Raw genomic sequence first — 24,920 nt, forward strand, 5'->3', positions numbered from 1 at the left:
CAGGACTAAAAAGGGCCCATAATTGGAATAATTATGGGCCCTTTTTAAATTGTCCGATCCGCGTGTTGCTAGTCCTGCTGGAACGGATAGACCGAGCCCAGGTGCATGAGCTGAGTCAGTTCGTCCAGTGCAGTACGCGACTCAAGCAGCAGCTGAGGATCCGCTAAATCAGCCACCGCTAACTCGTCGCGATAATGTTTATCTACCCACTGGTTCAAACGTTCAAAGAGTGCATCATTCATCACCACGTGCGGATTGACGGCCTTCAGTTCTTCGTCATTCAGTGCCACGCGCAGTCGCAGGCAGGCCGGTCCGCCGCCATTGCGCATACTTTGTTTAACGTCGAAGTAACGCACATCGCTGATCGGGCCATTGCCGGCAGCAAGTTCCTGCAGGTAGGCGGACACGCCCGCATGCTCTTCACATTCGGTCGGCGCCACGATAATCATTTTGCCATCCGGTAGCGTAATTAACTGGGTATTGAACAGGTAGGTATCGACTGCATCCTGCACACTGACCGCTGATGTTGGCACTTCGATGAAGTGCATCTGAGCGCCCAGTTTGCTTTCTATTTCGTGCAGTTTGCTGTGGGTGTCGACAAAGGCCTGTTCGTGGTAGAACAACACATTCTGATTGCCAACCGCGATCACGTCGTTATGGAATACACCCTGATCGATGACATCCGGGTTCTGTTGCATAAATACCGTATTGTCGTCGCTCAGTCCATGTAACCGGGCCACTGCCTGAGAGGCCTCAAAGGTTTGCCGGGCAGGGAAGCGCTGTGGTGCCGGCTTGCTGCTATCAAAGGCGTAACGACCATAGACAAAGACCTCTACGCCGGCATTGCCATACTGCTGACAGAGGCGCGTATGGTTGGCTGCGCCCTCATCGCCGAAATGCTCATTGTCAGGTAAATGGAGATGGTGTTCGAAGTAACGTGAGTTATTGAACATCGCCTTTAAAATGCGCCCGGTGGTTAGTGGTTCCAGCGAGCGGTGGAATTTATTGGTCAGGTTGGCCGGGGTAAAATGGACTTTGCCATTGGCAGTGTCGGCACTGGGTGACACGGTGGCAGCGTTGGCTGTCCACATGCTTGATGCTGAGCAGCAAGCGCGATAAATAGCAGGCGCCTGGCTGGCCGCTTTGGCCAGAACGTCACCATCGTTGCCGGTAAACCCTAAGCGCCGCAGGGTGTCAACATCCGGCCGTTCCTGTGGAGCAAGCACACCCTGGACCATGCCCATGTCATGCAGCGCTTTCATTTTGCGCAGACCCTGTTTGGCCGCAGAGCGCGGATTTGAGGCTGCCTGAGCATTGCTCAGTGACGCCACATTGCCAAAGGACAAACCCGCATAATTGTGAGTTGGGCCTACAAGACCGTCAAAATTGACTTCAAAATGCTGCATGTAGCTCGGCTCCCTAAAACAATTCAAATTTCCAACTGGGCCATTATACGTGTCTTCAGTCGCTTTGAAAGCCTTATTTGCCAAGGCCTGTAGCAGGATTAACCAAAGCTGGATAAGTATGCAAAGTGGCCGAATTTCCATCTATTGTGAAGACTGTGGGTTGTCACTCGGCTCGTTTACCGATATATCTTAAAAAAGGAATCAACTTACACATTCGCTTGAATAACCTGCAACGAGGGCTTATATAAGACCTCGTTGTTCTTTATTCCGACCAAAGAGTTTAATAACGCCATGGCAAAATCGCTCGTTATCGTCGAGTCTCCGGCAAAAGCAAAAACTATTAATAAGTACCTTGGCAACGACTTCATCGTGAAGTCGAGTGTCGGGCACGTGCGTGATCTGCCAACCCGAAGTGTGGAAAAGGCGCCGACTAAGTCGCCAGCTGAGGTGCGTAAGATGGCACCGGATGAGAAAGCTAAATACCGCGCAGAACGCGATTATATTAACCTGGTCGGGCGCATGGGGATCGACCCTGAGCATGGCTGGAAACCATACTATGAAGTGCTGCCGGGCAAAGAAAAGGTGGTCAAAGAATTACAAAGTCTGGCTAAAAAAGCCGATAAGGTTTATCTGGCAACGGATTTGGACCGCGAAGGGGAAGCCATTGCCTGGCACCTTAAAGAGCTGATTGGTGGGGATGAAGAGCGCTATCAGCGGGTGGTATTTAATGAGATTACCAAAAAAGCCATTCAGGACGCATTCGCGCAGCCATCGGAGCTGAATGTGTCGCGTGTTGAAGCGCAGCAAACCCGGCGTTTTCTGGACCGGGTGGTCGGTTTCATGGTTTCGCCATTGCTATGGAAAAAAATCGCCCGCGGCCTAAGTGCCGGGCGCGTGCAGTCAGTGGCTGTACGTTTAGTGGTGGAACGTGAACGGGAAATTAAAGCCTTTATTCCAGAAGAATTCTGGGACGTGCATGCGGACTTAACTGCGGCGCAAAAAGCGGACTTGCGGATGCAGGTTATGCGCTTTAACGGCGCGGCTTTCAAACCGACCAATGAAGCCATGGCAATGGCCGCCGTGGATGCGTTAAAAACGGCGTCTTATGCGGTCAGTGCGCGTGATGATAAGCCAACCAAAAGTCGTCCTACTGCCCCGTTTATTACCTCAACCTTACAGCAGGCGGCAAGTACCCGACTGGGTTTTGGGGTGAAGAAAACCATGACCATGGCGCAGCGGTTATATGAAGCGGGCTACATTACCTATATGCGAACCGACTCGACCCATTTGAGTCAGGATGCGCTGAGTAGCGTACGCAAGTTTATCGAAGATGAATTTGGTCCTAAATATTTACCGGAAAAGCCTAACTTCTACGGCAAAAAGGCCAATGCGCAAGAGGCGCATGAGGCCATTCGACCGTCTAATGTGATGATTAAATCAGGCACGTTACAAGGCATGGACCGTGATGCGGAGCGGTTGTACGAGCTTATCTGGCGCCAGTTTGTGGCCTGTCAGATGACGCCTGCCGAGTATGACTCGACATCGTTAACGGTCGCCGCTGGCGATTATGAGCTGAAAGCGCGCGGTCGAGTGATGCGCTTCCCTGGCTGGACTAAAGTACAGCCAGCGGGGAAACGAAAAGGCGAAGAAGATGCGTCACTGCCGGATGTAAAAGTAGGCGATACACTGGCGCTTGAAGCACTGGATCCGCAGCAGCACTTTACCAAGCCACCAGCGCGTTTTTCTGAAGCCTCATTGGTTAAAGAACTGGAAAAGCGCGGCATTGGCCGACCGTCGACTTACGCTTCGATTATTTCAACGATTCAGGATCGGGGCTATGTCCGGGTCGAACAACGACGTTTCTATGCCGAAAAAATGGGCGAGATCGTTACCGATCGGCTAACTGAAAACTTTGCTGAATTGATGAGTTATAACTTCACCGCAGAAATGGAACAGCGGCTGGATGATATTGCTGAAGGGAAGGCGGACTGGAAACAGGCGCTTGACCAGTTTTATGAAGACTTTAAAGGCAATTTGCATAAGGCTGAGCTACCGCCGGAAGACGGTGGCATGCGCAGCAACGAAATGGTTCTGACCGATATTGATTGCCCCAAATGTGGTCGCAAGATGGGTGTTCGTACCGCGTCGACTGGGGTTTTTCTAGGCTGCTCCGGGTACAACCTGCCACCCAAAGAACGCTGCACGCAGACCCTTAATCTGGTCTCCGGTGATGAAGCAGTGAAGGTCGATGAAGACAACGAAGAAGCTGAAGCGCTGGCTCTGCGGGCGAAGAAACGTTGCCCTCAGTGTGGAACTGCAATGGATAGCTATTTGCTGGATGAGAAACGCAAGTTGCATGTATGTGGTAATAATCCGGTCTGTGATGGTCATCTGATCGAACAGGGTACGTTTAAGATCAAAGGGTACGATGGCCCGCTGATCGAGTGTGATCGCTGTGGCTCTGACATGCAGCTAAAAAGTGGCCGTTTTGGCAAGTACTTCGGGTGTACCAATGATGAATGCAAGAACACACGTAAATTATTGAAAAGTGGTGAAGCTGCGCCACCACGTGAAGACCCGGTGCACCTTCCTGAGATGCCATGTGAGCAGTCGGATGCCTATTTCGTGTTGCGGGATGGTGCCAGTGGCATCTTCTTGTCGGCCAGTACCTTCCCTAAATCGCGTGAAACCAGGGCGGTGACGGTCAAAGAACTGGTGCGTTTTAAGGATCGCCTGGCGGAAAAGTTTCATTACCTTGCTGAAGCACCCACTGAAGACAACGATGGCAACGATGCTGTGGTTCGTTTCAGTCGCAAAGAAAAGAAACAGTATGTGATGACAGAAGTGGATAAAAAGCCGACTGGCTGGCAGGCGCATTATGAGAATGGTGTCTGGAAACAGGTCGAAGGGAAGAAAAGTAGTCCGCGTAAAAAAGCCACAACGAAACGCAAAACTAGTACAAAGACGACAAAGCGTACGAAGAAAAGCAGCTAGTTCGATTGCGTGACTAGCTGTCACTAACTAAATTTGGGGTTCCGCTTATTATTTTCAGCAAGGAGCCTGCTGATGCACAAGTTCGCATGGATAGCGATTGTGGTCCCCCCAATGGTAGTGAGTCCCCGGGCACTCGCGCTTAGCGTGTGCCCTCCGTTACTTATCCCTGCTATGGTCGCCAAAACGGTTGCCGAGCAACCGCTGGTGACCTTCAGGTTGCGAGCCGGTCCTTTGCGGCCTCAGCTCGAACGCTTGTTGCGTGAACATCTGCAGATTCAGCAGGTGGTCTGGAAGGCAGCCAGCGACCAGCAGTGGCCATCGGAGTACAGGCTAACGGGTCAGCATGGGTTAGCCCTGGTTGAGCAGTTGGCAACCCCCTATCAGCTTCAGGTGTCGTTGTACGCGAATCACATAGCGGTAGTCAGACCTGCCATGGAGAACGCCCTGTGAACGGTGCGACGCTGTGCCAGGCGCGCGCAGGCGCGGTTGCCGTGATGATAGTGATACTCACAGGCTGCAGTGCCTCTAAAGGCTACCAGCAGGCGTACGCGCATGCTGAAGACAAGCTCGCTGCGGCCTATGCTGAGCCGCAACGCACAAGCAAACCTTCACTGGTGCAGCTGGATAGTGGTTTCTTTGTGCCTTCGTTACCGATAGATGGGCCTGAACCCGGCTGGGGACAGCAGTGGACCGAGTTCACCTTCGATAGTTATCCGTTGCAGCAGGCACTGCGTGAACTGTTGTTACCGGAAGGGGTGAGTGTGCGTTTGCTTGACCAGATTGACCCACAGCAACCAGTGACTCTTGCTTTTTCGGGCACGTTGAGCGAGGCCTTGCAGCAAATTAGTCTGCTCAGCGGGGTTTATCTGCAGCAGGGGGCACAGATGGTGACGGCACGGCGCTTCGAGATGGCCGAGTTTGATGTCGCCTTTCTCGCCGGAACGACCAATTTCTTCCTCGGTGAAGATACGCCGGCACAGCGCAATACCACTCAGCAGTCGGTGTTGCAGACTGCTCCTGCGAGCGAAGATAGCAGCCAGTATCTCAACTTTACCAGTGAATCCTTATCGGTTTGGAATGATCTTGAGCTGGCGCTGACCCTGTTGTTGTCTGCTGAAGGTGAGCTCGCTATTAACCAAAGTTCGACCTCGGTGCTGGTGCGGGACTATCCGCAGTATGTGGAGCAGGTACGAGCGTACCTGTTGCAGCAAAATCAGCGTCTAACCCGGCAAGTAGCGGTCGACGTGCAAATCATCGACGTGTCATTCAGCGATAGTCAGCAAGTCGGGATTGACTGGGATCTGATTTATCAGTCGACGTCAGGGAGCGGCATCGTCAACTTTGCCAGTTCTTTCGCTCAGTCTAACGGTGGCATGAGTAATACCGCTGAGCTCGGTTATACTCGCCAGGGTGGCCGCTTTGACGGATCTCAGGTACTCATCGACGCGTTGTCTCAGCAAGGTGTGGTTGAGGTGAGTACGCACCCACGGGTAGTCAGCCTGAATAATCAGATCGCCAAAATAGTGCTGCAGGACAATGCGACCTATCTGGCGTCAGCGGGCAGTACAGCCACCGCCAATGTTGGCAGTAGTGATCTGCTTATCCCCGGTGTGGTTACGACCGGTTTTGAATTGTACGTATTGCCGAAAGTGGCCAATCAGCAAGTGGTGATGCAACTGTCGACCAGTCTTTCTGATCTGATTGCGATTGACCAGGTCACCTCGGGCGAGAAGACCATTCAAACCCCGCACACCAACCGCAAGAAATTTTTCATGAAAGCGATGGTCGCAGATGGTGAAACCCTGCTCATATCGGGGCTGCAAAACTCACGGCGCCACTGGCGTGAACAACGTAACCTGTTCAGTTTTCTGTTTGGTGGTCGCCGTGATACCACGCAGCTGCGCAGCGAAACCTTGCTTTTGCTGACCCCGCGTATTTTGCCCACCGCAGACGTGCTGTGAAGACTGAGCGGGGGCAAAGCCTGGTGGAAACGCTGTGGGTGTTACCACTGGTGTTGGTCATAGGCTTAGGGGGTATTCAGTTGTTATGGCTGTTTTTGTGTTTCCAGTTGGTGCAGGCCACCGCTATGCATGTGGTACGCCAGGCTAGTTTAGATGGTTTTAACCGGTTGCGGACCTATGAAGTAGTGGAGAAGCGGATGCGACCCATGCCCGGACGTGTGCTTCATGTCCCTTTGGTTAAGCGGATTCATCCCAGTAACACTCAGATCCGTCGTTATGGGACGCCCATTACCGACGAAGGACGGCGCTATTACCAACTAGACACCAACTTTGCTCTGGCCCGACTGGATTCAATGCCCTTCGATGAGCGTCAGTTATGGCTTCGGGCGCGGACATTGCAAATTGAGCTGGTCTGGTGCCAGCCGTTGCAGGTACCTATGGTTGCGGACATGATCGGCTATTTCTTGCGTTACTCGCTGGATATTAATCAGCAATATTGCAATCTGCAACGGGTCGGGCGAGCACCCATGATGGCGGTAAAAGGAAAAGCAGCGGCTCAGTTACAGGCACCGCTGCGGATTGCAATTACAGAGCTGGAGCAGGACTAGTGGTCGTTCAGTTCGACGCAGGCTTGCAGGGTGTTTTCCATCAGACTGGCAACCGTCATCGGACCGACCCCACCTGGTACCGGCGTAATGAAACTGGCGCGCTGAGCGGCGATTTCAAACTCCACATCACCACATAAACGACCGTCTGGCATACGGTTGATACCTACATCGATAACCACGGCACCAGGTTTTATCCAGTCGCCTGGAATAAACGCCGGGCGACCGACCGCGACGACCACGATATCCGCCTCGCGGACATGCTTTTCAAGGTTACTGGTGAAACGGTGACAAACCGTGGTGGTTGCGCCACCAAGCAGCAGTTCCAGGCTCATCGGGCGGCCAACAATATTGGAGGCACCGACGATGACGGCATGTTGCCCGTGCAGGTCGACGCCGGTCGAAGCAAGCAGGGTCATTATCCCTTTTGGTGTGCAGGGGCGAAGGACTGGTATACGTTGCGCGAGACGCCCAATATTGTATGGATGAAAGCCATCAACATCTTTAGTTGGTTTAATCCGTTCAATAATTTTGGTTGTGTCGAGCCCTGCAGGCAGCGGCAACTGGACTAAAATCCCATCGATATCGGCGGCGTCATTGAGTTCGTCGATAAGCGCTTCGAGCTGTTGCTGGCTGACAGTCACCGGCAGGTCATAGGCTTTGGATACAAAACCGACTTCTTCACAGGCTTTACGTTTACTGCCTACATAGACATGTGACGCCGGATCCTGACCCACCAGAACCACGGCCAGACCAGGCGCGCGATGGCCATCGGCGATATGTTTTGCTACTTGTTTCTTGACGTCCTGGCGAATGGTATGGGCGATGGCTTTGCCATCAATCAATGCTGCGTGTTCTGAATTTGCCATGTTGAGATGCCACCTGGTATCACTAAAAGGTATCGACGAGAGATCTATGCCGCTGATGGCTGAATATTGTTACAAAAAATCCGCAATAAGGACAGATAAAGGCAGCACTTTTGAGTAAAACTGGAGGAACCCTGAGCAGGTTGCTTCAAAAATAGGCTAACAAACAGTTTTCCGGAAAAAACGTTTGACGCTTCCTAAGCTTAACGGTAATATTCGCCCCCGTTGTCAGCCACGAATTGTTCCTTCGGGAAGCAGTGTCTGAAGCTGATAACGGGCGTAGAAAGTACGGCGATTAGCGCAGTTTGGTAGCGCACTTGGTTTGGGTCCAAGGGGTCGCAGGTTCAAATCCTGCATCGCCGACCACTTTCTTCAGTGAGCTGGAGGACGTGCAGCGCGCCCGTAGCTCAGTTGGATAGAGCAACGGCCTTCTAAGCCGTCGGTCGCAGGTTCGAATCCTGCCGGGCGTGCCAGTCACTCTATACTTGCGCGGCCACGGCAACGCGATTCAGCGATCAGAACAACCCTGTGGTGGGTGTAGCTCAGTTGGTAGAGCCCCGGATTGTGATTCCGGTTGTCGTGGGTTCGAGTCCCATCATCCACCCCATTTCCTATTTGTCGGCGATTAGCGCAGTTTGGTAGCGCACTTGGTTTGGGTCCAAGGGGTCGCAGGTTCAAATCCTGCATCGCCGACCATCTTTATTCGTTCTATTTTCTACCTCCTCTTGTGTTTCACCATCTGGTTTCTTAATCGGTATTCTCTTCTCTGTGTTTTTGCGGCGCGTCGCATAAAGCTCGAAATTGTTGCTGCATTCGGTCGAGACCGAGCTGTCTTAATTTTTTGATATTGTCTGCCGGGATCTGTTCGGCCTGTTTATGTGCCCGAATTGCCCGTTCTAACGAGGCTTCCCGGAGCAGATGCAGACACGCATGAGGCGCGCGGTTGGTGTAATTGGCAGCGTCTGACTGATCACTATCGGCAAAGATATACTCAGGGTGGAAGTGGGCAATCTGATAAGTCCCGGTAAAACCTTCAAGCGCTATGATCTGTTCTGCATACCCAGCGGTATTAAGGAAAGCGTCGAAGCTGTCATCCAGTTGCGGTAAAATTAGCAGCGTCGTTTCCAGCTCACTGTCATCTTGCAACAGATTTAGCTCAGCGAGCAGGGCATCATAAAACTCATTGTCACTGCTAAATGCCAAAGGTTGATAACGAATACTCGCTCGCTCGACTTCGCGTCTGGCAAAGGGGCAAATATTCAAAGGCACAATAAATGTCTCGACCCAATGGCGAGTTTTCGCTATTGCTTGACTGTCTGAACTTGATAGTATTTTTGGCAAAATAGATCTGAATCGCAAAATTTGTGGCGTTGGGCGCAGAGAGTATTACGCAATCGGTAGCGAGTAAAGTAAGCTAGTGGGAGAAATAGGGGGAACTTGTTTTCGATGGTTGCTAAGTGCTTGAATTCTGCTTAACTAATAGATAGATACGTTTAGCAACTAAGACATCGAGGCAGGTTATGGATATTGATAAAGTGGTTCAAAGTCCGTCAGATTATTTCTCGGCACCGGCGCAAGTGGCAACCGAGCCAGCACTCTCGTTAGAGCAAAAAATCCGCGTTCTGGAAAGCTGGGAACTGGATTCAAACCGACTACTAACCTCTGGCTCGGAGAATATGCCGGGGGACGAACACGAAGAAATTTCCACCCAACTACAAGACATACGAAAGACCCTGAGCGACTTGCGCGGCGACTGATTCGCCGCCAGCGGCCAGGGGGCAACCAGGGAAGCAACACATGGCAAACTCGAAATCCCCTTGGTCAGGGCAGACATTAACTGCGCAGGGCTTAGGTTTAACTGACGACAAGACCGGTGCGGTTGTACTACCTACCTATGCCGCGACGACCTATTTGCGTGACGCTGATAATCAATATCGCAGTGGTCATGTCTATTCACGGGACGACAATCCAACCTATAAACCTGTGGAGCGTTTGCTGGCTGAACTCGATCAGGGTCAGGATGCGTTACTTTTTGGTTCGGGTATGGCTGCGGCGGTGGCAGTGTTTCAGGCACTCAAGCCGGGTGATCATGTCATAGCACCCAAGGTGATGTACTGGTCGTTACGCAACTGGTTGCTTGGGTTTGCCAAGGAATGGGGGCTCGACATTGAGCTGGTTGATTGTACTAACGTTGAGGCAGTAGAGGCTGCTATTCGCCCGGGCGAAACCCGCTTAGTATGGCTGGAAACCCCGGCCAACCCAATGTGGACACTGAGTGATGTTGCGGCAATTGCTACGTTGTGTAAGCGCAACGATGTTCTGCTGGCAGTCGACTCCACCTGCGCAACGCCGGTGTTAAGCAAGCCACTCACACTGGGGGCGGATATCGTAATGCACTCCGCGACCAAGTATCTGAATGGTCATTCTGATGTCATTGCTGGCGCGCTGATTTGCGCCGGCGATTCGCCGTTCTGGCAACGCATCCGCAGTATCCGCCGCGGCGGTGGTGCGGTGTTGAGCCCGCAGGATGCTAACCAGCTGTTGCGGGGAATGCGAACACTTTATATTCGGGTACGTCAGTCATGTGAAACAGCCATGCTGCTTGCTACCACATTAAATAATCACCCCTTGGTCAGTAAGGTGCATTACCCGGGCTTAACCAGTGCCGCGGATCATGAGCTGGCGAAACAACAAATGCCCGGTGGTTTTGGCGGCATGCTCTCAATTCAGGTTGCTGGTGGCGAACATAGCGCGATAAAGACAGCCGCACATACGCGGCTATGGAAGCGCGCCACGTCACTTGGCGGTGTTGAAAGTCTGATTGAACACCGGGCCAGTATCGAAGGCGAAAACACACCGGTACCGCTTGATTTGCTGCGTTTGTCGACAGGGATTGAGGATGCGCAGGAACTCCTGAACGACTTGCAACAGGCATTAGAAAAAGCGCATGACGTTTAAAACCGCGGCGGCATTTGTGGCTGACGAATTAGTGATTAAAAAGAGCCGCTTTATTGGTTGGGCAGCACCTGCTGCGACGCGGGAAGAAGCCTTGCAATGGGTTGCCAAAGCACAGCAGGACTATCCTGATGCGCGCCATCACTGCTGGGCTTACCTGTTGGGGCGGCCTGAGGTTGCAACGCATGCCGCTGCCAATGATGATGGTGAGCCATCGGGAACTGCCGGAAAACCGATGTTGAACGTCATTCAGCATAAGGGGATCGGCAATGTGGTGGTGATAGCGATTCGTTATTTCGGTGGTATTAAACTGGGAGCGGGCGGTTTGCTGCGGGCGTATTCGGGCACCGCGGAACGGGTGCTGTCTCAGTTACCAACTACTGAACAGCAGTCGATGACCGCGCTTGATGTTCGCTGCGATTTTGCCCACGAGCAGGTTGTGCGTCATTTTCTCGAGCAGCATCAGGGGCAACTCGTCGATATTCGATACAGCGATAGGGTGCAGATGCGGCTGGAAATACCGGATACCGCGCACCCAGCCTTTGTCGAGCTCACAGGATCACTGGGGGCGAGCATTGAGGCGCAACGTGGCGACCTTGACCAGTCGTTTGAATAAGTGCCGTTGACGGCGAATAAAAATCAGTAGTTCCGGATGCCACTGCACACCCATCAGAAAATCCTCGTCCGGGTCTTCGATAGCCTGAACGATGCCATCCAAATCACGGCCACTGACTTCAAACCCGGTGCCGACCTCGGCAATAGCCTGATTATGCAGACTGTTAATTTTACACGGACTGCAGCGGAGCAATTGATGCAGCTGGCTCGGAATACGCACAGATAAGGTTTTTAACGGCAGTATGGTCCAGCGATTCGACGTATGCTGGCGCCGGCTTTTCAGTTCCTGATGCAAACTTCCGCCGCGGCATATATTGAGCAACTGTGCACCGCGGCAAATACCGAGCAGTGGCAGGCGATGCTGTAACGCGTAGCGGATAACCTCGCCTTCGAAGGCATCACGTTCTTTGTCGTAGTTGGGGTGGACCTCAGGTTCGCCGGCGTACAGTACCGGGTCGATGTCATGTCCGCCCGTAATAACCAACCCATCTGGAGCAACCGTGGTTACATCATCACCGGGGCGCAACTGCAGCGGCTGGCCACCATAACGGCGCACAGCGAGTGCCACGCAGAATCGAGGCATCCATGCACCCCGACTGGGTCCGGTAATGGCGATAACGGGTTTGTTTGTTTTGGAAACCATCAGCAGTCAGAATTGCCCAAACTAACCAGCCACTTACGGTCTAACTGACGATGCCAGGCTCGGCCTTTTCCACTCAGTATGCGCCGCCACCATGGCGCGTTCAAAACGCGTGTGTAGGCTTTGGCACAGGCATTTAAGCGTCGTTTATCCTGAGCCAGTGCTTCGACCTGCAACCAACCGTCCCAGGCCAAATGGATCCCCCAGTCAGGTAAATGAATTTCGCAGTTTGGCAGTCGATAATGGAAAGCCGGACGCGACTTAATCAAAGGGTCGCAGGTGTATTCTTCGACCAGGTCTGCGTTGATATGAGAAAACAGCGGTAACATGTCCAGCGCCCGGTTGCGGGTTGGGTTGTCGACAAGATAATCGCGGATAAGGGTGTCGCAGTTCTCTGGCCAGTAGTCCGGCGCAAGGACTTTCTTTACGTACTTGCGGGGAAAGGGGTCGACATAGGTGGTGATGCGCCGCGTCATATTGATCGAGGCTTCTTCAAACAACCAGTCGTAGAGGCAAAGAAATGACTTAAGATAGGCTGTCAGCGTGGTCACGTCGAGCGCTGGCGTTTCCGGGTTCAATTGCATACTGAAGGCATTCAGCACCGATTCAGAGGTCCCCTTAGCGCCCGCTTTACGTAAGCGTTCAATCAGTACTTGAACTTCGGGGAGGCGTTTAATTTCTAATGGCGGACTGACCAGCTCATGGGGAACTAAAGGTTTGGAAACCATCTTAAGGAGGCTTTCGATGTCATTGCCGAAGTCCTTTTCATCTCGCTCTTCTTCGCCCATTTTTTTGAGCAGCTGAAAGTCGAGTTCAACCAGCCAGTCGCCGTCTTTATCTCCGCGCAGGTTATACTGGTAACGGCTGGTTTTTTCGATAGTGAGGTCTAGCTGAGTGGCGACTTCTTCTGCGAGCTGATCAATGGACAAACCGCTCATTTCAAGTTCAACACCGATATGACGGGGGCCACCTTCGTGGTTGACCATCACCTGCGGCATTCTGATACGTCTTTTATGAACCGCCATTAATACCTCACTCTATTGTTTTATATAGTAAAAACCTCTAGTTCAGAGCTTAGCTCAACTTTACAGTATTGCTCGGGATAATGTGCAAAAGCATCGCTCCAGTGAGCGTCTGTATAGATTTTGGTCACGCCCATGCGCAGTAAGTGAGGGACTGAGTAATAAAAGCCATTTTTTGCCTGTTGTTCACTGCACCCTGATCCGGGGTGGTGACCATAAATAGTAATTCTTTGGTCGACACCAGTGCGCTCAAAAAAACGAGCTTCGCGACGATAGAGGCGGTCGAGGTAGTTTTCCAAAATGTAACGTACCCCAGGCATCAGGTAGTTCTGATACTGTTGCGTCCAGGAGTCCTCAAGCGCACCACCGGACCATGCCACAATACTGCCCGGCCGCAAGTGTTTATCGTTGCCCGCAGTAAAAATGTAATTGGCACACGCACGCAGACATACGCCATCAACGGTCACATCCAAATCATTGCGATGAATCCAGTTACCCAGTTGCAGTGCTGCCAGGGGTTCGCCGTCCTCACTGTTAACACGCAGAGTGGTGAAGCGCTGCTGAGCGGTAAACTGTTTAATCTGGCTTATTGTATTCTGGCTAATAAAACCGTCGACGATCAGAGTATTACCGTCTGCAGCCACCGAGCTTCGCGGCGACGAGGAGGGAGTCGAGCTGCACGCCACTAATGTCAGCGACAGCATACTAAGTGAAAGTGTTGCTATCCAATTTGCCATACGCACTTTTATTATTATGATTGTGAACTCCTACTTTGACGGAATTTGCACCTTTGTCAACTGCTCGCTTAGTTTAGTGTGTAAATGCTGACGAGCTTCCGAATCGACAAAGGATGGCGCTAGCATGGCCGACCATTCCGGGTGGCTGCGGGCGCGCTGTATTAGTTCCCACAGCTGCTCCTGTTGTTGCAGACGGCTATAAAGCCGCTCACTGTCGACCGCGTCTGGCTGTGTGGCGGCATGGGCTCGCTGAGTGAGTACCTGCAACAGTTGAAGCTGGCGACTAAGCAATAATTTGAGCACTGCATCATCCACGGTGAGCTCACGATAGCCACGCCATTTCTGTTGCAGTCGTTTGCCCATATTGCGCCAACTTTGCCATAGCCCGCCGGCAGCGGCGCCAATCAGTGTCCCTGCACCCATGCTGCTACCCAGCAATAGCACGTCAATGCCAGCGCCGGCCGCAGCACCAGTGGCGGCACCACCACTGGCTTTAATACCGAATTGACGCAGGCTCTGTGGACTAAACAAGTCGAGTTCCCAGCGTCCGTTTTGAATCGCAATAGCGTCAATTTTGACACTTTCAGGAGTGAAATTATAAAGCTTCAATAAGCCGTGGACACAGCTCTGTTCACGCTGTCGCACGTGCTGCTGCAAGCTGTTGATATGCTGCTTTAAGGCGTCTTCTGCCTGCGGCGTGATACGCTCCCGCAAAGCGGCACAGTCAATCATTAACTCGGCGATAAGCTGGCAGGCATTGTGATAACGACGTGATTGAGTGCTGGCAAGGCCATGTATAAAGCGGTGCAGGTGATCGCGCCATGCAGGGAGCAGGGTTTGCAGACGCTGATAAATGGTTATTTCGCCATCCAGCTGGGGCGTTACACTATCAAATTCGACCCATGCATGCAGATTGACCCGCGCCAGGGCCTGATGCCAGGCTTCAGCGTTATGGGCTGTGCTGGCGGTAAAGTTAAGCACCGGCAGAATAGGGCGGGCACTTTTACTGAGAATGGCCAGTTCGTCCTGAAACTTGGGTAAAACCGGGTCACGGGCATCAATGACATAGAGTGCAGCATCGCTGGCTAACAGCTGAGCAATGACTTTGGCTTCCTGAGCATACTGGCCCTTTGCTTCCGGGCTGCTCAAAAATGCCTGCAACAGGGCAGGGCCGTCATGCCGGTTGGTGGCGGTTTGCAAACGTGACATATAATCAAATAAGCCAATTCCATCTTCCAGCCCCGGAGTGTCAAATAGTTCAACTTGTTCGCCATCGTCGGTACGAATGCGACCGGCCACCACCTGTTGAGTGGTGCTCGGGCTTGCTGCGACCACACCGACCAGACTGTCCCGCGCGAGCGTTCGCAGCAAAGAGGTTTTGCCCACGTTGGTGTGACCAACAATGGCTAATTTTAAAGGGTGCGAAGCCATGCTTCAGCCTCCTCTTTGTTTTGTAAGACTGGCAATTTAAGATGCTCGTCGAGACTGTCCCGCCATAGCTGAGTGCGTCCCCCCTGGGGTACAAATAACGCTAGCGGGCAGTGTGAACTGATCTCCGCCAGCAAGCGCAGACTCCCGCGGTCCGGGGTAAGGTCGGGGTTGATAGCTGCGATTATTTGGCGCGGGTGGCGGGCACTCCCGGTCAATAGCTGCTGGCGTTCTTCGCGTGAGCTGACGTTACCTAAAGGCGTTATCGGCAGTTCCGCCAGCGGTGTCTCCGGAGCCTCGTTGGCTGGCCATTCGAGGGTGAACCATGCCGGGTCGCTGTTGATTACAGAATGGTGATGAGTAGTTTGCGTTGGCAGTACCTTGATGCTGTTGTCACTGGTGTCCGTATCAGCTGACGGCACATTGGCGAGTTGCTCGCGCAGCTCACTGAAGCCAGCAAGCTGCCAGTTCACCTTTAAGTGGGCTAACCGGTAGCGGCGGTAGAGGTCGCAACCAATGAAGAGCAGGGCTCTTGGTACTATGGCGTAAAAGAACAGGCAGGCGAGTAACCAGATGGCGATTGCGCGCTGACTTGCTGCATCGCCAGTGGCGCCGAAGGTGACCAGAGGTTGCTCGAATGCAAAAAGCCCCGGCACAATATGAAGGACATCGACCAGGGTGGCCACGTTAGTTTCACTGAGTAAGGTGGTGCGCCATACAAACTGATAATCAAACCCAATAAAGCGAATCACCAGGGTGACAAAGGTGGTAGCGAGCAGCAGTAACCAGAAGCCATGAGTAACGGCCGATAAGGTGGGTCGCATCAACCCCTGGTGAAGTGCTAGACTGGTATGCGCCTGCATAATGGGAAGTAACGACGGACTACGCACCACACCAGGCAGATAGTGCAGTACCCAGGCGCCTATCCCGCCAGGCTTGCCGCGGATAAGTATGCCAGCTGCCCAGGCGATCATGAGCAGTGTATTAATTAGCAGTAAGGCTATCATCGCGTCTAATAAACTAATGGTGCGAGCGTGCTGGGGGCTGATGCTGCTGGCTAAGGTAATTCCGCTGATCACAGCGAGCAGGGCCAGAAGGCTTAGGGCTAACGCGAGTAGCCGACGATAGCGCTGAATGTCATTATCAAGAGCGAGGTCGTGGCAAAGTCGAGCCGCGCGGGTCAGTAATTTGTCATCCGGGTTGCTGCAGGTAGCCGCCATCCGTCGTGCGGCGTCGTCAGCCACGGGGCCCCAGTGCAGTTCACGCTGACGAATAATTTCAGCCTGCCAGTGGCGCAGAAACTGCCCCTCAGTGGTGGTTTGATGTGTGCGATTACTCATCTGAGTCATACAACGCCTGGCTCGGTTGCAACAGAGTACTGATAACGCAATTTCGTCCTTCCTTTTTCGCTTGGTAGAGAGCCTGGTCGGCTTGTTGTAAGAGGTTGTTAGCGAGAATCGCTGCCGATGCGGAGGGATCATCTCCGCAGTCTTCCGGTGCGCAGGCAATGCCAATACTCAGACTTAGCAAACCGCTTTCTGCAGCAGCGTGATGAATACCAAGCTGAGCCATCTTTTCCAGCAGGTGGCCGCCGCTTTCCACCGCCTGGCTTTTATTTGCGCCAGGTAATAATACAGCAAACTCTTCACCGCCAAAGCGGCAGACCAGTTCGCCACTGCGTTTAAAGTGGCTGTGTAATAAATTGGCGACGGTACGCAAGGCATCGTCACCATTTAAATGACCATAGGTGTCATTAAACGATTTAAAGTGGTCGATATCAATCATCAGCAGGCTTAGCGGTTGCTGCTGGCGCATCGAACGACGCATTTCGGTATCCAGTTCATGGTCGAACTGACGGCGGTTGGCTAAACCCGTCAGACTATCCTCACCGACCAGTTGATGTAATCGCTGGTTAGCTTCGATCAGTTGACGCTGGGTGGCGCTAAGCGCTTTCAGATATTGTTGGCTTTGCAATGCTTGGGCAATGATTTCACCCACAAGCTTAAGGCGGCGAATATCCGCTTCTGACCAATGGCGCTGGCGGGCGACCATATCGCAACCAACAAAGCCGATCAGCTGGCCGCCTGCCTGCATAGCCACACAGACGATTGAGCGAATATCTTCGCTGTCGAATAATTCACGTTCGTTGCTCGCTTCGGCTGACAATGTGGCGACATCGTGAACCACCATTAGCCCTTCTTCGCGCATGTTGGCAAAGAACCAGGGGAGATCCTCCTGCGCAATATGCTGTAGCTCGTCAAGATGGGCACTTACCCCTTCGCGGACCCATTCGTGGCTATTATGTATCTGGTCCAGGGTGGCGTTAAACTGAAAGACGTAGCAGCGGTCAGCCAGACCGAACTGGCCCATGGCTGCCAATGCGGCTTCTATATGCTGGTCGATTTGGCTGCCTTCAGCATTAATCAGCCGCGAAGAGAGTTCAGATATCAATTTATCGAATGCCAGGGTATCGCGCAGGGATAACTCAATACCTGACATGTCACCGGTTTCTGCAGACTCTATAAACAGGCGATGATCACGTGGCTGTATTAGAGCCGCGCAAACCTGCTGCTGGTTGACGCTGAAGCGAAGCGATTTCAAATGGAGCGGGAGCTGGCCGAACAGCAGATCCCGGCGGTCAATCAATTCCCCATCCAGAGCCTGTTGAATCGGGTTGGGTAACAAAGCTTCGCTGGTTTTTTTGATGCTAAGTTCAGTATCCATGGTTAGCGCCAGGGCGTTGATGTCAGCTATTGATAATTCGCCTGTATCAAGCTTCAGCAAACGCTGTGCGGCGGGGTTGCAATAAACGCGTTGGGTTGCCGTGTCAGGCTCGAGGTAGCGCCAGAGAACGCCTATGGGTAACTGCTCAATAAGGGCGTCTGAGAATGTGTTGTGCATGGTAATTGATTCCTGCTTTATGATTGTTATTGTTGACTCAGCTGTCCGAGCAGTCTGTTAAAACTACCTTAGTCCACTTCGTTGTCAATTAGCAGTATTTGTTGAGAAATTTGGCCGCAGTTCTCGACGTGAGCGGCGCAGCTGGCTATAATGTCGCGTCAATTTTTAACGTGAGCTCATCCAAGCGATTCAAATAAGCGACTCGATGAGCAGCCATCCAGGTGATGTTGAGGTAGGTTAGTAATGCAGGTTTCCGTAGAAACAACTCAAGGTTTAGAGCGCCGCGCAACGATTACAGTGCCGGCAGAAAAAATCGATAACGAAGTTAAGAAGCAGGTTCAACAAGAAGCTCGTCGTGCCCGTATCGATGGCTTCCGCCCGGGTAAAGTACCGGTAAGCGTGATTGAAAAGCGTTATGGCCAGGCCATTCGCCAGGATGTTGCGATGCAAACTATGCAGCAGCATTACGTTGAAGCGATGATTCAGGAAAAACTGAACCCAGCTGGCGCACCAAAATTTGAACCAAAAACCAACGAGAAAGGTAAAGACCTTGAGTTCGTTGCTATTTTTGAAGTGTATCCAGAAATTGAATTGAAAGATCTGGAAAAAGTTGAAGTTGAAAAGCCGGTCGCGGACGTGACTGACGCTGACGTCGACACCATGATGGATACGCTGCGTAAACAACACGCTGGCTGGAAAGAAGTGAAGCGGAAGTCAAAAGCAGATGACCGTGTCACTATCGACTTCGTGGGTAGCATTGACGGTGAAGAGTTCGAAGGCGGTAAAGCTGAAGACTTCGCACTGGAAATGGGCAAAGGCAGCATGATTCCAGGGTTTGAAGATGGCATCGTTGGCATGAAGACCGGCGAAGAAAAAACCATCGATGTAGCATTCCCGGATGACTACCACGCTGAAAACCTGAAAGGTAAGCAGGCTCAATTCGCGATTACCGTGAAGAAAGTTGAAGAGCAGGAATTGCCTGAACTGACTGACGAGTTTGTGGCTCAGTTTGGTATCACCGAAGGTGGTGTCGATGCGCTGCGCGCTGAAGTGAAGAAAAACATGGAGCGCGAACTGAAAAGCGCGGTCAATAACAAAGTTAAGCAACAGGTGATTAAAGGCTTGTTGGCTGCGAATAGCGACGTTGAAGTTCCGGCTGCACTGAAAGAGCAGGAAGTGAACACCTTACGTCAGCAGGCGCTGCAGCGTTTTGGCGACAACGCCAAGAACATGCCTGAACTGCCGGCTGAGCTATTTGAAGAGCAAGCGAAAGAACGCGCGCAGGTTGGTATTTTGCTAGGCGAAGTTATTCGCACCAACGAACTGAAAGTAGATGACGCTAAGGTCAAAGAACTGATCGAAACCACTGCGTCTGCGTATGAAGATCCGCAAGAAGTGATCGACTACTACAACACCAACGAACAGCTTATGCAGCAGGTTCGTAATATGGCGTTGGAAGAGCAGGCAGTTGAACTGATTCTGGAAAAAGCTCAGACCACTGAGAAGCAGATGAAGTTTGACGAGGTGATGAATCCGCCACAGCAATAAGCATTGCTGAATTAGTTCGGAATTGGTTTAATGGCTCGGGTGGGATTTCACTCGAGCCATTTTTATTAAGGAGCATTTCGTTTTATGCACAATTCTACCCCTGATCCAATGGGCGCATTGGTGCCTATGGTCATTGAGCAAACCTCGAAGGGTGAGCGCTCGTTTGACATTTATTCCCGGTTGCTGAAAGAGGGTGTTATTTTCCTTTGTGGCCAGGTTGAAGAACATATGGCCAACCTGATTGTGGCGCAAATGCTATTTCTGGAGTCTGAGAATCCGGAAAAAGACATTAATATCTATATTAATTCACCAGGTGGCTCGGTTACGGCCGGTATGGCGATTTATGACACCATGCAATTCATCAAAAATGATGTGAGCACTGTGTGTATGGGCCAGGCCGCCAGCATGGGCGCATTTTTACTGGCCGCAGGGACTAAAGGCAAACGCTATTGCCTGCCAAACTCGCGGGTGATGATCCACCAGCCTTTAGGCGGTTTCCAGGGCCAGGCATCGGACATAGAGATCCATGCCAGAGAAATTCTGTATATTAAAGATAAACTAAACCGTATTTTAGCTGAGCACACTGGTCAGGATGTTGAGCGGGTCGCTATGGATACCGACCGTGACAACTTTTTGAGTGCGCAGAGTGCGGTGGAATATGGTATTGTGGACTCTGTACTGACTCATCGAGGCAACAAATAGTAGTCAGGAGAATCAGTCAGCAGAGAATCAGCGCTGGAGAGTTAGATGACAGATAAAACAAGCGGCGACGGCGAGAAAGAAGGTAAAGCACTGTACTGTACCTTCTGTGGCAAAAGCCAACACGAAGTACGCAAGTTAATCGCCGGCCCTTCGGTGTTTATTTGCGACGAGTGTGTCGACCTGTGTAATGACATTCTGCGCGAGGAAATTAAAGAAATTTCTCCGCAGCGTGATGAAGATGACGTACCGACGCCGCATGACATCCGGAAGAACCTGGATGATTACGTAATTGGTCAGGACCGCGCGAAGCGAGTCCTGTCGGTGGCCGTTTATAATCACTATAAACGTTTGCTCAATTCTGGTGTGTACGAAAATGTAGAGCTTGGCAAAAGTAATATTTTGCTGATCGGGCCAACTGGTAGTGGTAAAACGCTGCTCGCAGAAACCTTAGCCCGTTTCCTCGATGTGCCTTTTACGATGGCGGATGCCACCACCCTGACCGAAGCCGGTTATGTGGGTGAGGACGTTGAGAATATTATTCAGAAGCTGCTGCAAAAATGCGATTACGACCCGAAAAAAGCGGAACGTGGTATCGTTTATATTGATGAAATCGATAAGATTTCACGCAAGTCAGATAACCCTTCGATTACCCGGGACGTATCAGGCGAAGGCGTGCAGCAGGCACTGCTTAAACTGATTGAAGGAACCATCGCATCGGTTCCTCCGCAGGGCGGACGTAAGCATCCACAACAGGAGTTCTTGCAGGTTGATACCTCTAAGATTCTGTTCGTCTGTGGTGGTGCCTTCTCAGGCCTGGACAAAGTGATCGAGCAACGTCTGGCGGTTGGTGCAGGTATTGGTTTCTCAGCGGAAGTTAAAGCGAAGAAGAGCAAACCGAGTGGCGATATTCTGGCTCAGGTTGAACCGGAAGATTTGGTCAAATACGGTCTGATTCCAGAGTTTATTGGGCGTCTGCCAGTGGTAGCCAGCCTCAATGAGCTAGATGAAGATGCGTTGGTGCAAATCTTAAAAGAGCCGAAGAACTCACTGACCAAGCAGTATGCAGCGTTGCTGGCCATGGAAGAGGTTGAACTGGAGTTTCGTGATGACGGTTTACGTGCGATAGCGCGTAAAGCATTGGCACGCAATACCGGTGCTCGTGGTCTGCGTTCTATCGTTGAGGATGTGTTGTTGGGAACCATGTATGACCTGCCATCTCAGGAAGATGTCAGTAAAGTGGTGATTGACGAAACGGTAATTAACGGTGAATCTGACCCGATTTTGATTTATGGCAACAAGAAAGATGCGAAGGCATCTGGCGAATAAGTTGAATAAATCAGCAGTTGAATGAAAAAAAGGGCCTTATTGGCCCTTTTTTTGTGCTAGCTATTGAACTTTATAGCCAAGACCTCATATTTAACATAGTAACTTTATTAGCGCCGAAATGGAGATAATGATGACAGATAAGAACAGCGAGCGCTTAAGCCTTCCTGTGCTGCCACTGCGTGATGTAGTGGTTTACCCGCATATGGTGATTCCGTTATTTGTCGGGCGGGAGAAATCGATTCGCTGCCTTGATGAAGCGATGGACCGTGATAAGCAGGTTTTCCTGGTCGCGCAAAAAGATGCCAGCGTCGATGAGCCACACGCTGAGGATATCTATCAGGTTGGTGCGGTTGCCACTATTTTACAGATGCTGAAATTACCCGATGGCACGGTAAAAGTGCTGGTTGAAGGTAAACAGCGCGGTAAAGTTGTTGAATTTGAAGACAGCGATGAGTTCTTTCAGGGTGACGTTGAACTGCTTGACGTTGCGCCTTTAGATGAGAAAGAAGAAGAAATTCTGGTCCGTTCAGCGATGAATCAGTTTGAAGGGTACGTCAAACTGAACAAGAAAATTCCTCCTGAAGTTATTACCTCGTTGCAGGGCATTGAGGATGCTGATCGCCTGGCCGATACGATGGCGGCACATATGCCATTAAAACTGGCTGACAAGCAGCATGCTCTGGAAATCATTGATGTACGCGAGCGCATTGAACATCTGATGGCGATGATGGAGGGTGAAATCGATATCCTCCAGGTGGAAAAGAAAATCCGCAGTCGTGTGAAGCAGCAGATGGAAAAGAGCCAGCGCGAGTACTACCTGAATGAGCAAATGAAAGCGATTCAGAAAGAGCTTGGTGAGAGCGAGGACGGTGTCGACGAATTTGAGCAGCTTGAACAGAAGATTGAAGATGCACAAATGCCGGAGGAAGCCCGCGACAAAACCAAAGCCGAGCTGCAGAAACTGAAAATGATGTCGCCGATGTCGGCAGAAGCGACAGTGGTGCGCGGTTATATTGACTGGATGGTATCGATTCCGTGGAAAAAACGTTCACGGGTGAAGAAAGACCTGGCCAAAGCCGAAGAAGTTCTGGATGCCGACCACTATGGTCTGGAGAAAGTTAAAGAGCGGATTATCGAGTACCTGGCGGTGCAGCAACGGACCAGTAAAGTGAAAGGGCCGATTCTATGTTTAGTCGGTCCTCCCGGCGTCGGTAAGACTTCGCTTGGCCAATCGATTGCTAAGGCGACGGGGCGCAAGTACATTCGTATGGCGCTCGGTGGGGTGCGCGATGAAGCTGAGATCCGTGGGCACCGTCGGACTTACATTGGTTCGATGCCGGGCAAACTGATCCAGAAAATGGCTAAAGTTGGGGTACGTAACCCGCTCTTCCTGTTGGATGAAATCGATAAGATGTCGTCCGATATGCGTGGCGACCCGGCTTCGGCGTTGCTTGAGGTCCTGGACCCGGAGCAAAATAGCAGCTTTAACGACCATTATCTGGAAGTTGATTACGATTTGTCTGACGTTATGTTCGTGGCCACATCAAACAGCATGAACATTCCAGCGCCATTGCTGGATCGGATGGAAGTTATCCGGCTATCCGGGTATACCGAAGATGAAAAGCTCAACATTGCCAAGCGTCATTTAGTTGAGAAACAGATGGAGCGAAATGGCTTACGCAAGAATGAACTGAAAATTGCGGATGACGCTATTACCGGAATTATTCGCTATTACACGCGTGAAGCCGGGGTGCGTAATCTGGAACGCGAAATTTCTAAACTATGCCGTAAAGCAGTTCGTAACATCTTGATTAAGAAAGATACCAAGTCGATAACCATTACCGGCAAAGAGCTTGAAGACTACCTTGGTGTGCAGCGTTTCGACTTTGGCAAAGCGGAAGAGAGCAACCAGATAGGTCAGGTGACTGGTCTTGCCTGGACCCAGGTTGGTGGTGATTTACTGACGATTGAAGCGACCAGCGTACCTGGGAAAGGCAAAACAACCTTCACCGGCTCGCTCGGCGATGTAATGAAAGAATCGATCAGCACTGCCATCACGGTGGTTCGTAGCCGTGCAGACAAGCTTGGCATCGCCGACGACTTTTATGAAAAACGTGACGTGCACGTGCATGTGCCTGAGGGCGCGACGCCGAAAGACGGACCCAGTGCCGGTATCGCTATGGTAACCGCGTTGGTGTCGTCATTGACGGCGAATCCGGTACGTTCAGATGTCGCTATGACGGGTGAAATTACCCTGCGTGGTGAAGTTCTTGCTATCGGCGGGCTGAAAGAGAAACTGCTGGCAGCCCACCGTGGTGGGATTACCCGCGTCCTGATCCCGAAGGATAATGAACGTGATTTAAAAGAAATTCCAGATAACATCAAGGGTGATTTAGACATTCACCCGGTGCAATGGATTGACCAGGTTTTACAGCTGGCATTGGAGAATAACCCGGTAAATGCAGTAAAAGTGGCGGGTGCAGGGAAGAAAAAATAGGCGAGAGGCACTTTTTTAACGAAAAACTTGTTAAAAATGCTGAAAAAGGCTTTTCATACGCAACGACTGTGATAGCCTTAGGAAAGTTACTCCAGCCCTTGCTGAGCAAGGTATAGAGGACTTTCGCAAATACTTTAGTAAAAGCACTAGTACCTTGAACTAAAGATATAAGCTTGTTATAAACTTTTCTGGCCCATTTTTTTGATGGTTCCAAGGAACTCCATAATAACAATGTAAGGGGATGATACTGTGAACAAGTCTCAGCTAATAGACAAAATTGCAGCAGATGCTGAACTCTCAAAAGCGGCTGCAGGTCGTGCTTTAGACTCGATGATCGATGCAGTAACAGAAGCTTTGAAAAATGACGACCAGGTTGCTCTGGTTGGCTTTGGTACTTTCAGCGTTCGTGAGCGTTCTGCGCGCACTGGCCGCAACCCGCAAACTGGCGAAACTATCCAGATCTCTGCTGCCAAAGTGCCTTCTTTTAAAGCTGGTAAAGCGTTAAAAGACGCCGTTAACTAAGCAAGGCAACAAAGAAATACATTAAAGGCACCCGCGAGGGTGCCTTTAATTTGGAGTGGTAGTTCAGTTGGTTAGAATACCGGCCTGTCACGCCGGGGGTCGCGGGTTCGAGTCCCGTCCACTCCGCCATTTTTGTTAGCGAAAACTGCACCCGCAGAGACTAATTGTGTTAGTATCTGGCGAGGTGACGACTTA

At 51.5% G+C, this 24,920-nt stretch carries 21 protein-coding genes and 5 tRNA genes; 17 read left to right on the forward strand and 9 right to left on the reverse strand.

What is annotated here, in order from left to right; genetic code table 11:
- Positions 1-68: 68 nt before the first annotated feature.
- Complete coding sequence (gene astB, locus CWE14_RS00235; RefSeq protein ID WP_126788421.1) at positions 69-1,406, reverse strand: N-succinylarginine dihydrolase; 1,338 nt, start codon at positions 1,404-1,406, stop codon at positions 69-71.
- 291 nt (positions 1,407-1,697) lie between these two features.
- On the opposite strand from astB, the gene topA reads away from it, so the two are divergent.
- The 4 genes from topA to CWE14_RS00255 all read left to right on the forward strand — a co-directional run bounded on the left by topA (position 1,698) and on the right by CWE14_RS00255 (position 6,969).
- A complete protein-coding gene (gene topA / locus CWE14_RS00240; RefSeq protein ID WP_126797564.1) occupies positions 1,698-4,400 on the forward strand; it encodes a type I DNA topoisomerase in 2,703 nt (900 codons plus the stop codon).
- 72 nt (positions 4,401-4,472) lie between these two features.
- Positions 4,473-4,850: a hypothetical protein gene (locus CWE14_RS00245; protein WP_126797565.1), complete on the forward strand. Its 378-nt coding sequence runs from the start codon at positions 4,473-4,475 to the stop codon at positions 4,848-4,850.
- A complete protein-coding gene (locus CWE14_RS00250; RefSeq protein ID WP_126797566.1) occupies positions 4,847-6,361 on the forward strand; it encodes a hypothetical protein in 1,515 nt (504 codons plus the stop codon). Before CWE14_RS00245 ends, CWE14_RS00250 begins: the two co-directional genes overlap by 4 nt.
- Positions 6,358-6,969 carry a hypothetical protein gene (locus CWE14_RS00255; protein ID WP_126797567.1) on the forward strand — a complete coding sequence of 204 codons (612 nt, stop codon included), beginning with the start codon at positions 6,358-6,360 and terminating at the stop codon, positions 6,967-6,969. The genes CWE14_RS00250 and CWE14_RS00255 overlap by 4 nt, the downstream gene beginning before the upstream one ends.
- On the opposite strand, the gene folD is transcribed toward CWE14_RS00255, so the two are convergent.
- On the reverse strand, positions 6,966-7,835 hold the full coding sequence (gene folD, locus CWE14_RS00260; RefSeq protein WP_126797568.1) for a bifunctional methylenetetrahydrofolate dehydrogenase/methenyltetrahydrofolate cyclohydrolase FolD: 870 nt from the start codon (positions 7,833-7,835) through the stop codon (positions 6,966-6,968). The genes CWE14_RS00255 and folD overlap by 4 nt on opposite strands.
- Before the next feature lie 286 nt (positions 7,836-8,121).
- Between folD and CWE14_RS00265 the strand changes: the two genes are divergently transcribed.
- The 4 genes from CWE14_RS00265 to CWE14_RS00280 all read left to right on the forward strand — a co-directional run bounded on the left by CWE14_RS00265 (position 8,122) and on the right by CWE14_RS00280 (position 8,528).
- Positions 8,122-8,198, forward strand: a tRNA-Pro gene (locus CWE14_RS00265).
- Between the two features lie 30 nt (positions 8,199-8,228).
- Positions 8,229-8,305: transfer RNA gene (locus tag CWE14_RS00270), tRNA-Arg, on the forward strand.
- Positions 8,306-8,363: 58 nt separating this feature from the next.
- Positions 8,364-8,439, forward strand: a tRNA-His gene (locus CWE14_RS00275).
- A 12-nt stretch (positions 8,440-8,451) separates the two neighbouring features.
- Positions 8,452-8,528, forward strand: a tRNA-Pro gene (locus tag CWE14_RS00280).
- 51 nt (positions 8,529-8,579) lie between these two features.
- Here CWE14_RS00280 and CWE14_RS00285 read toward each other — a convergent pair.
- Entirely contained in the window at positions 8,580-9,191 is a 612-nt protein-coding gene (locus CWE14_RS00285) for a DUF1415 domain-containing protein (RefSeq protein ID WP_338022813.1), read from the reverse strand.
- A 161-nt stretch (positions 9,192-9,352) separates the two neighbouring features.
- Here CWE14_RS00285 and CWE14_RS00290 point away from each other — a divergent pair, with 161 nt between their 5' ends.
- From CWE14_RS00290 to CWE14_RS00300, 3 genes are read left to right on the forward strand one after another with little or no spacing between them, the layout of a single operon-like run.
- Positions 9,353-9,589 (forward strand): hypothetical protein, encoded by a 237-nt coding sequence (locus CWE14_RS00290; RefSeq protein ID WP_126797569.1) that lies wholly within the window; start codon positions 9,353-9,355, stop codon positions 9,587-9,589.
- A 40-nt stretch (positions 9,590-9,629) separates the two neighbouring features.
- Positions 9,630-10,790, forward strand: coding sequence for a trans-sulfuration enzyme family protein (locus CWE14_RS00295; RefSeq protein ID WP_126797570.1), 1,161 nt, complete (start codon positions 9,630-9,632; stop codon positions 10,788-10,790).
- Complete coding sequence (locus CWE14_RS00300; RefSeq protein WP_126797571.1) at positions 10,780-11,403, forward strand: YigZ family protein; 624 nt, start codon at positions 10,780-10,782, stop codon at positions 11,401-11,403. The genes CWE14_RS00295 and CWE14_RS00300 overlap by 11 nt, the downstream gene beginning before the upstream one ends.
- On the opposite strand, the gene CWE14_RS00305 is transcribed toward CWE14_RS00300, so the two are convergent.
- Genes CWE14_RS00305 through CWE14_RS00330 form a run of 6 tightly spaced genes read right to left on the reverse strand, consistent with a single transcriptional unit; the run spans position 11,347 to position 18,130 of the window.
- Positions 11,347-11,985 (reverse strand): gamma-glutamyl-gamma-aminobutyrate hydrolase family protein, encoded by a 639-nt coding sequence (locus CWE14_RS00305; RefSeq protein ID WP_198676499.1) that lies wholly within the window; start codon positions 11,983-11,985, stop codon positions 11,347-11,349. The genes CWE14_RS00300 and CWE14_RS00305 overlap by 57 nt on opposite strands.
- Positions 11,986-12,044: 59 nt before the next feature.
- A complete protein-coding gene (locus tag CWE14_RS00310) occupies positions 12,045-13,067 on the reverse strand; it encodes an amidoligase family protein (RefSeq protein WP_126797573.1) in 1,023 nt (340 codons plus the stop codon).
- Between the two features lie 20 nt (positions 13,068-13,087).
- Positions 13,088-13,801: a hypothetical protein gene (locus CWE14_RS00315; protein ID WP_126797574.1), complete on the reverse strand. Its 714-nt coding sequence runs from the start codon at positions 13,799-13,801 to the stop codon at positions 13,088-13,090.
- Positions 13,802-13,831: 30 nt separating this feature from the next.
- Positions 13,832-15,232 carry a GTPase/DUF3482 domain-containing protein gene (locus tag CWE14_RS00320; protein ID WP_126797575.1) on the reverse strand — a complete coding sequence of 467 codons (1,401 nt, stop codon included), beginning with the start codon at positions 15,230-15,232 and terminating at the stop codon, positions 13,832-13,834.
- Positions 15,214-16,578 (reverse strand): DUF2868 domain-containing protein, encoded by a 1,365-nt coding sequence (locus CWE14_RS00325; protein ID WP_157981755.1) that lies wholly within the window; start codon positions 16,576-16,578, stop codon positions 15,214-15,216. Before CWE14_RS00325 ends, CWE14_RS00320 begins: the two co-directional genes overlap by 19 nt.
- Positions 16,562-18,130 (reverse strand): GGDEF domain-containing protein, encoded by a 1,569-nt coding sequence (locus CWE14_RS00330; protein WP_126797577.1) that lies wholly within the window; start codon positions 18,128-18,130, stop codon positions 16,562-16,564. The genes CWE14_RS00325 and CWE14_RS00330 overlap by 17 nt, the downstream gene beginning before the upstream one ends.
- A 243-nt stretch (positions 18,131-18,373) precedes the next feature.
- On the opposite strand from CWE14_RS00330, the gene tig reads away from it, so the two are divergent.
- The 6 genes from tig (at position 18,374) to CWE14_RS00360 (ending at position 24,854) form a co-directional block, all read left to right on the forward strand.
- Positions 18,374-19,678, forward strand: coding sequence for a trigger factor (tig, locus tag CWE14_RS00335; RefSeq protein ID WP_126797578.1), 1,305 nt, complete (start codon positions 18,374-18,376; stop codon positions 19,676-19,678).
- An 84-nt stretch (positions 19,679-19,762) separates the two neighbouring features.
- Positions 19,763-20,380, forward strand: a complete 618-nt coding sequence (gene clpP / locus CWE14_RS00340; RefSeq protein WP_126797579.1) for an ATP-dependent Clp endopeptidase proteolytic subunit ClpP — start codon at positions 19,763-19,765, stop codon at positions 20,378-20,380.
- A 45-nt stretch (positions 20,381-20,425) separates the two neighbouring features.
- The gene (gene clpX / locus CWE14_RS00345; protein WP_126788403.1) at positions 20,426-21,706 is read left to right on the forward strand and encodes an ATP-dependent protease ATP-binding subunit ClpX; all 1,281 of its coding nucleotides are present in this window, start codon (positions 20,426-20,428) and stop codon (positions 21,704-21,706) included.
- Positions 21,707-21,836: 130 nt separating this feature from the next.
- Positions 21,837-24,203 carry an endopeptidase La gene (gene lon / locus CWE14_RS00350; protein WP_126797580.1) on the forward strand — a complete coding sequence of 789 codons (2,367 nt, stop codon included), beginning with the start codon at positions 21,837-21,839 and terminating at the stop codon, positions 24,201-24,203.
- Between the two features lie 249 nt (positions 24,204-24,452).
- Positions 24,453-24,725, forward strand: coding sequence for a nucleoid-associated protein HU-beta (hupB, locus tag CWE14_RS00355; RefSeq protein ID WP_111569533.1), 273 nt, complete (start codon positions 24,453-24,455; stop codon positions 24,723-24,725).
- A gap of 52 nt (positions 24,726-24,777) precedes the next feature.
- A tRNA-Asp gene (locus tag CWE14_RS00360) sits at positions 24,778-24,854 on the forward strand.
- Positions 24,855-24,920: the final 66 nt, after the last annotated feature.

The organism is Aliidiomarina soli, from assembly GCF_003986975.1.
Taxonomy (GTDB): Bacteria; Pseudomonadota; Gammaproteobacteria; order Enterobacterales; family Alteromonadaceae; genus Aliidiomarina; species Aliidiomarina soli.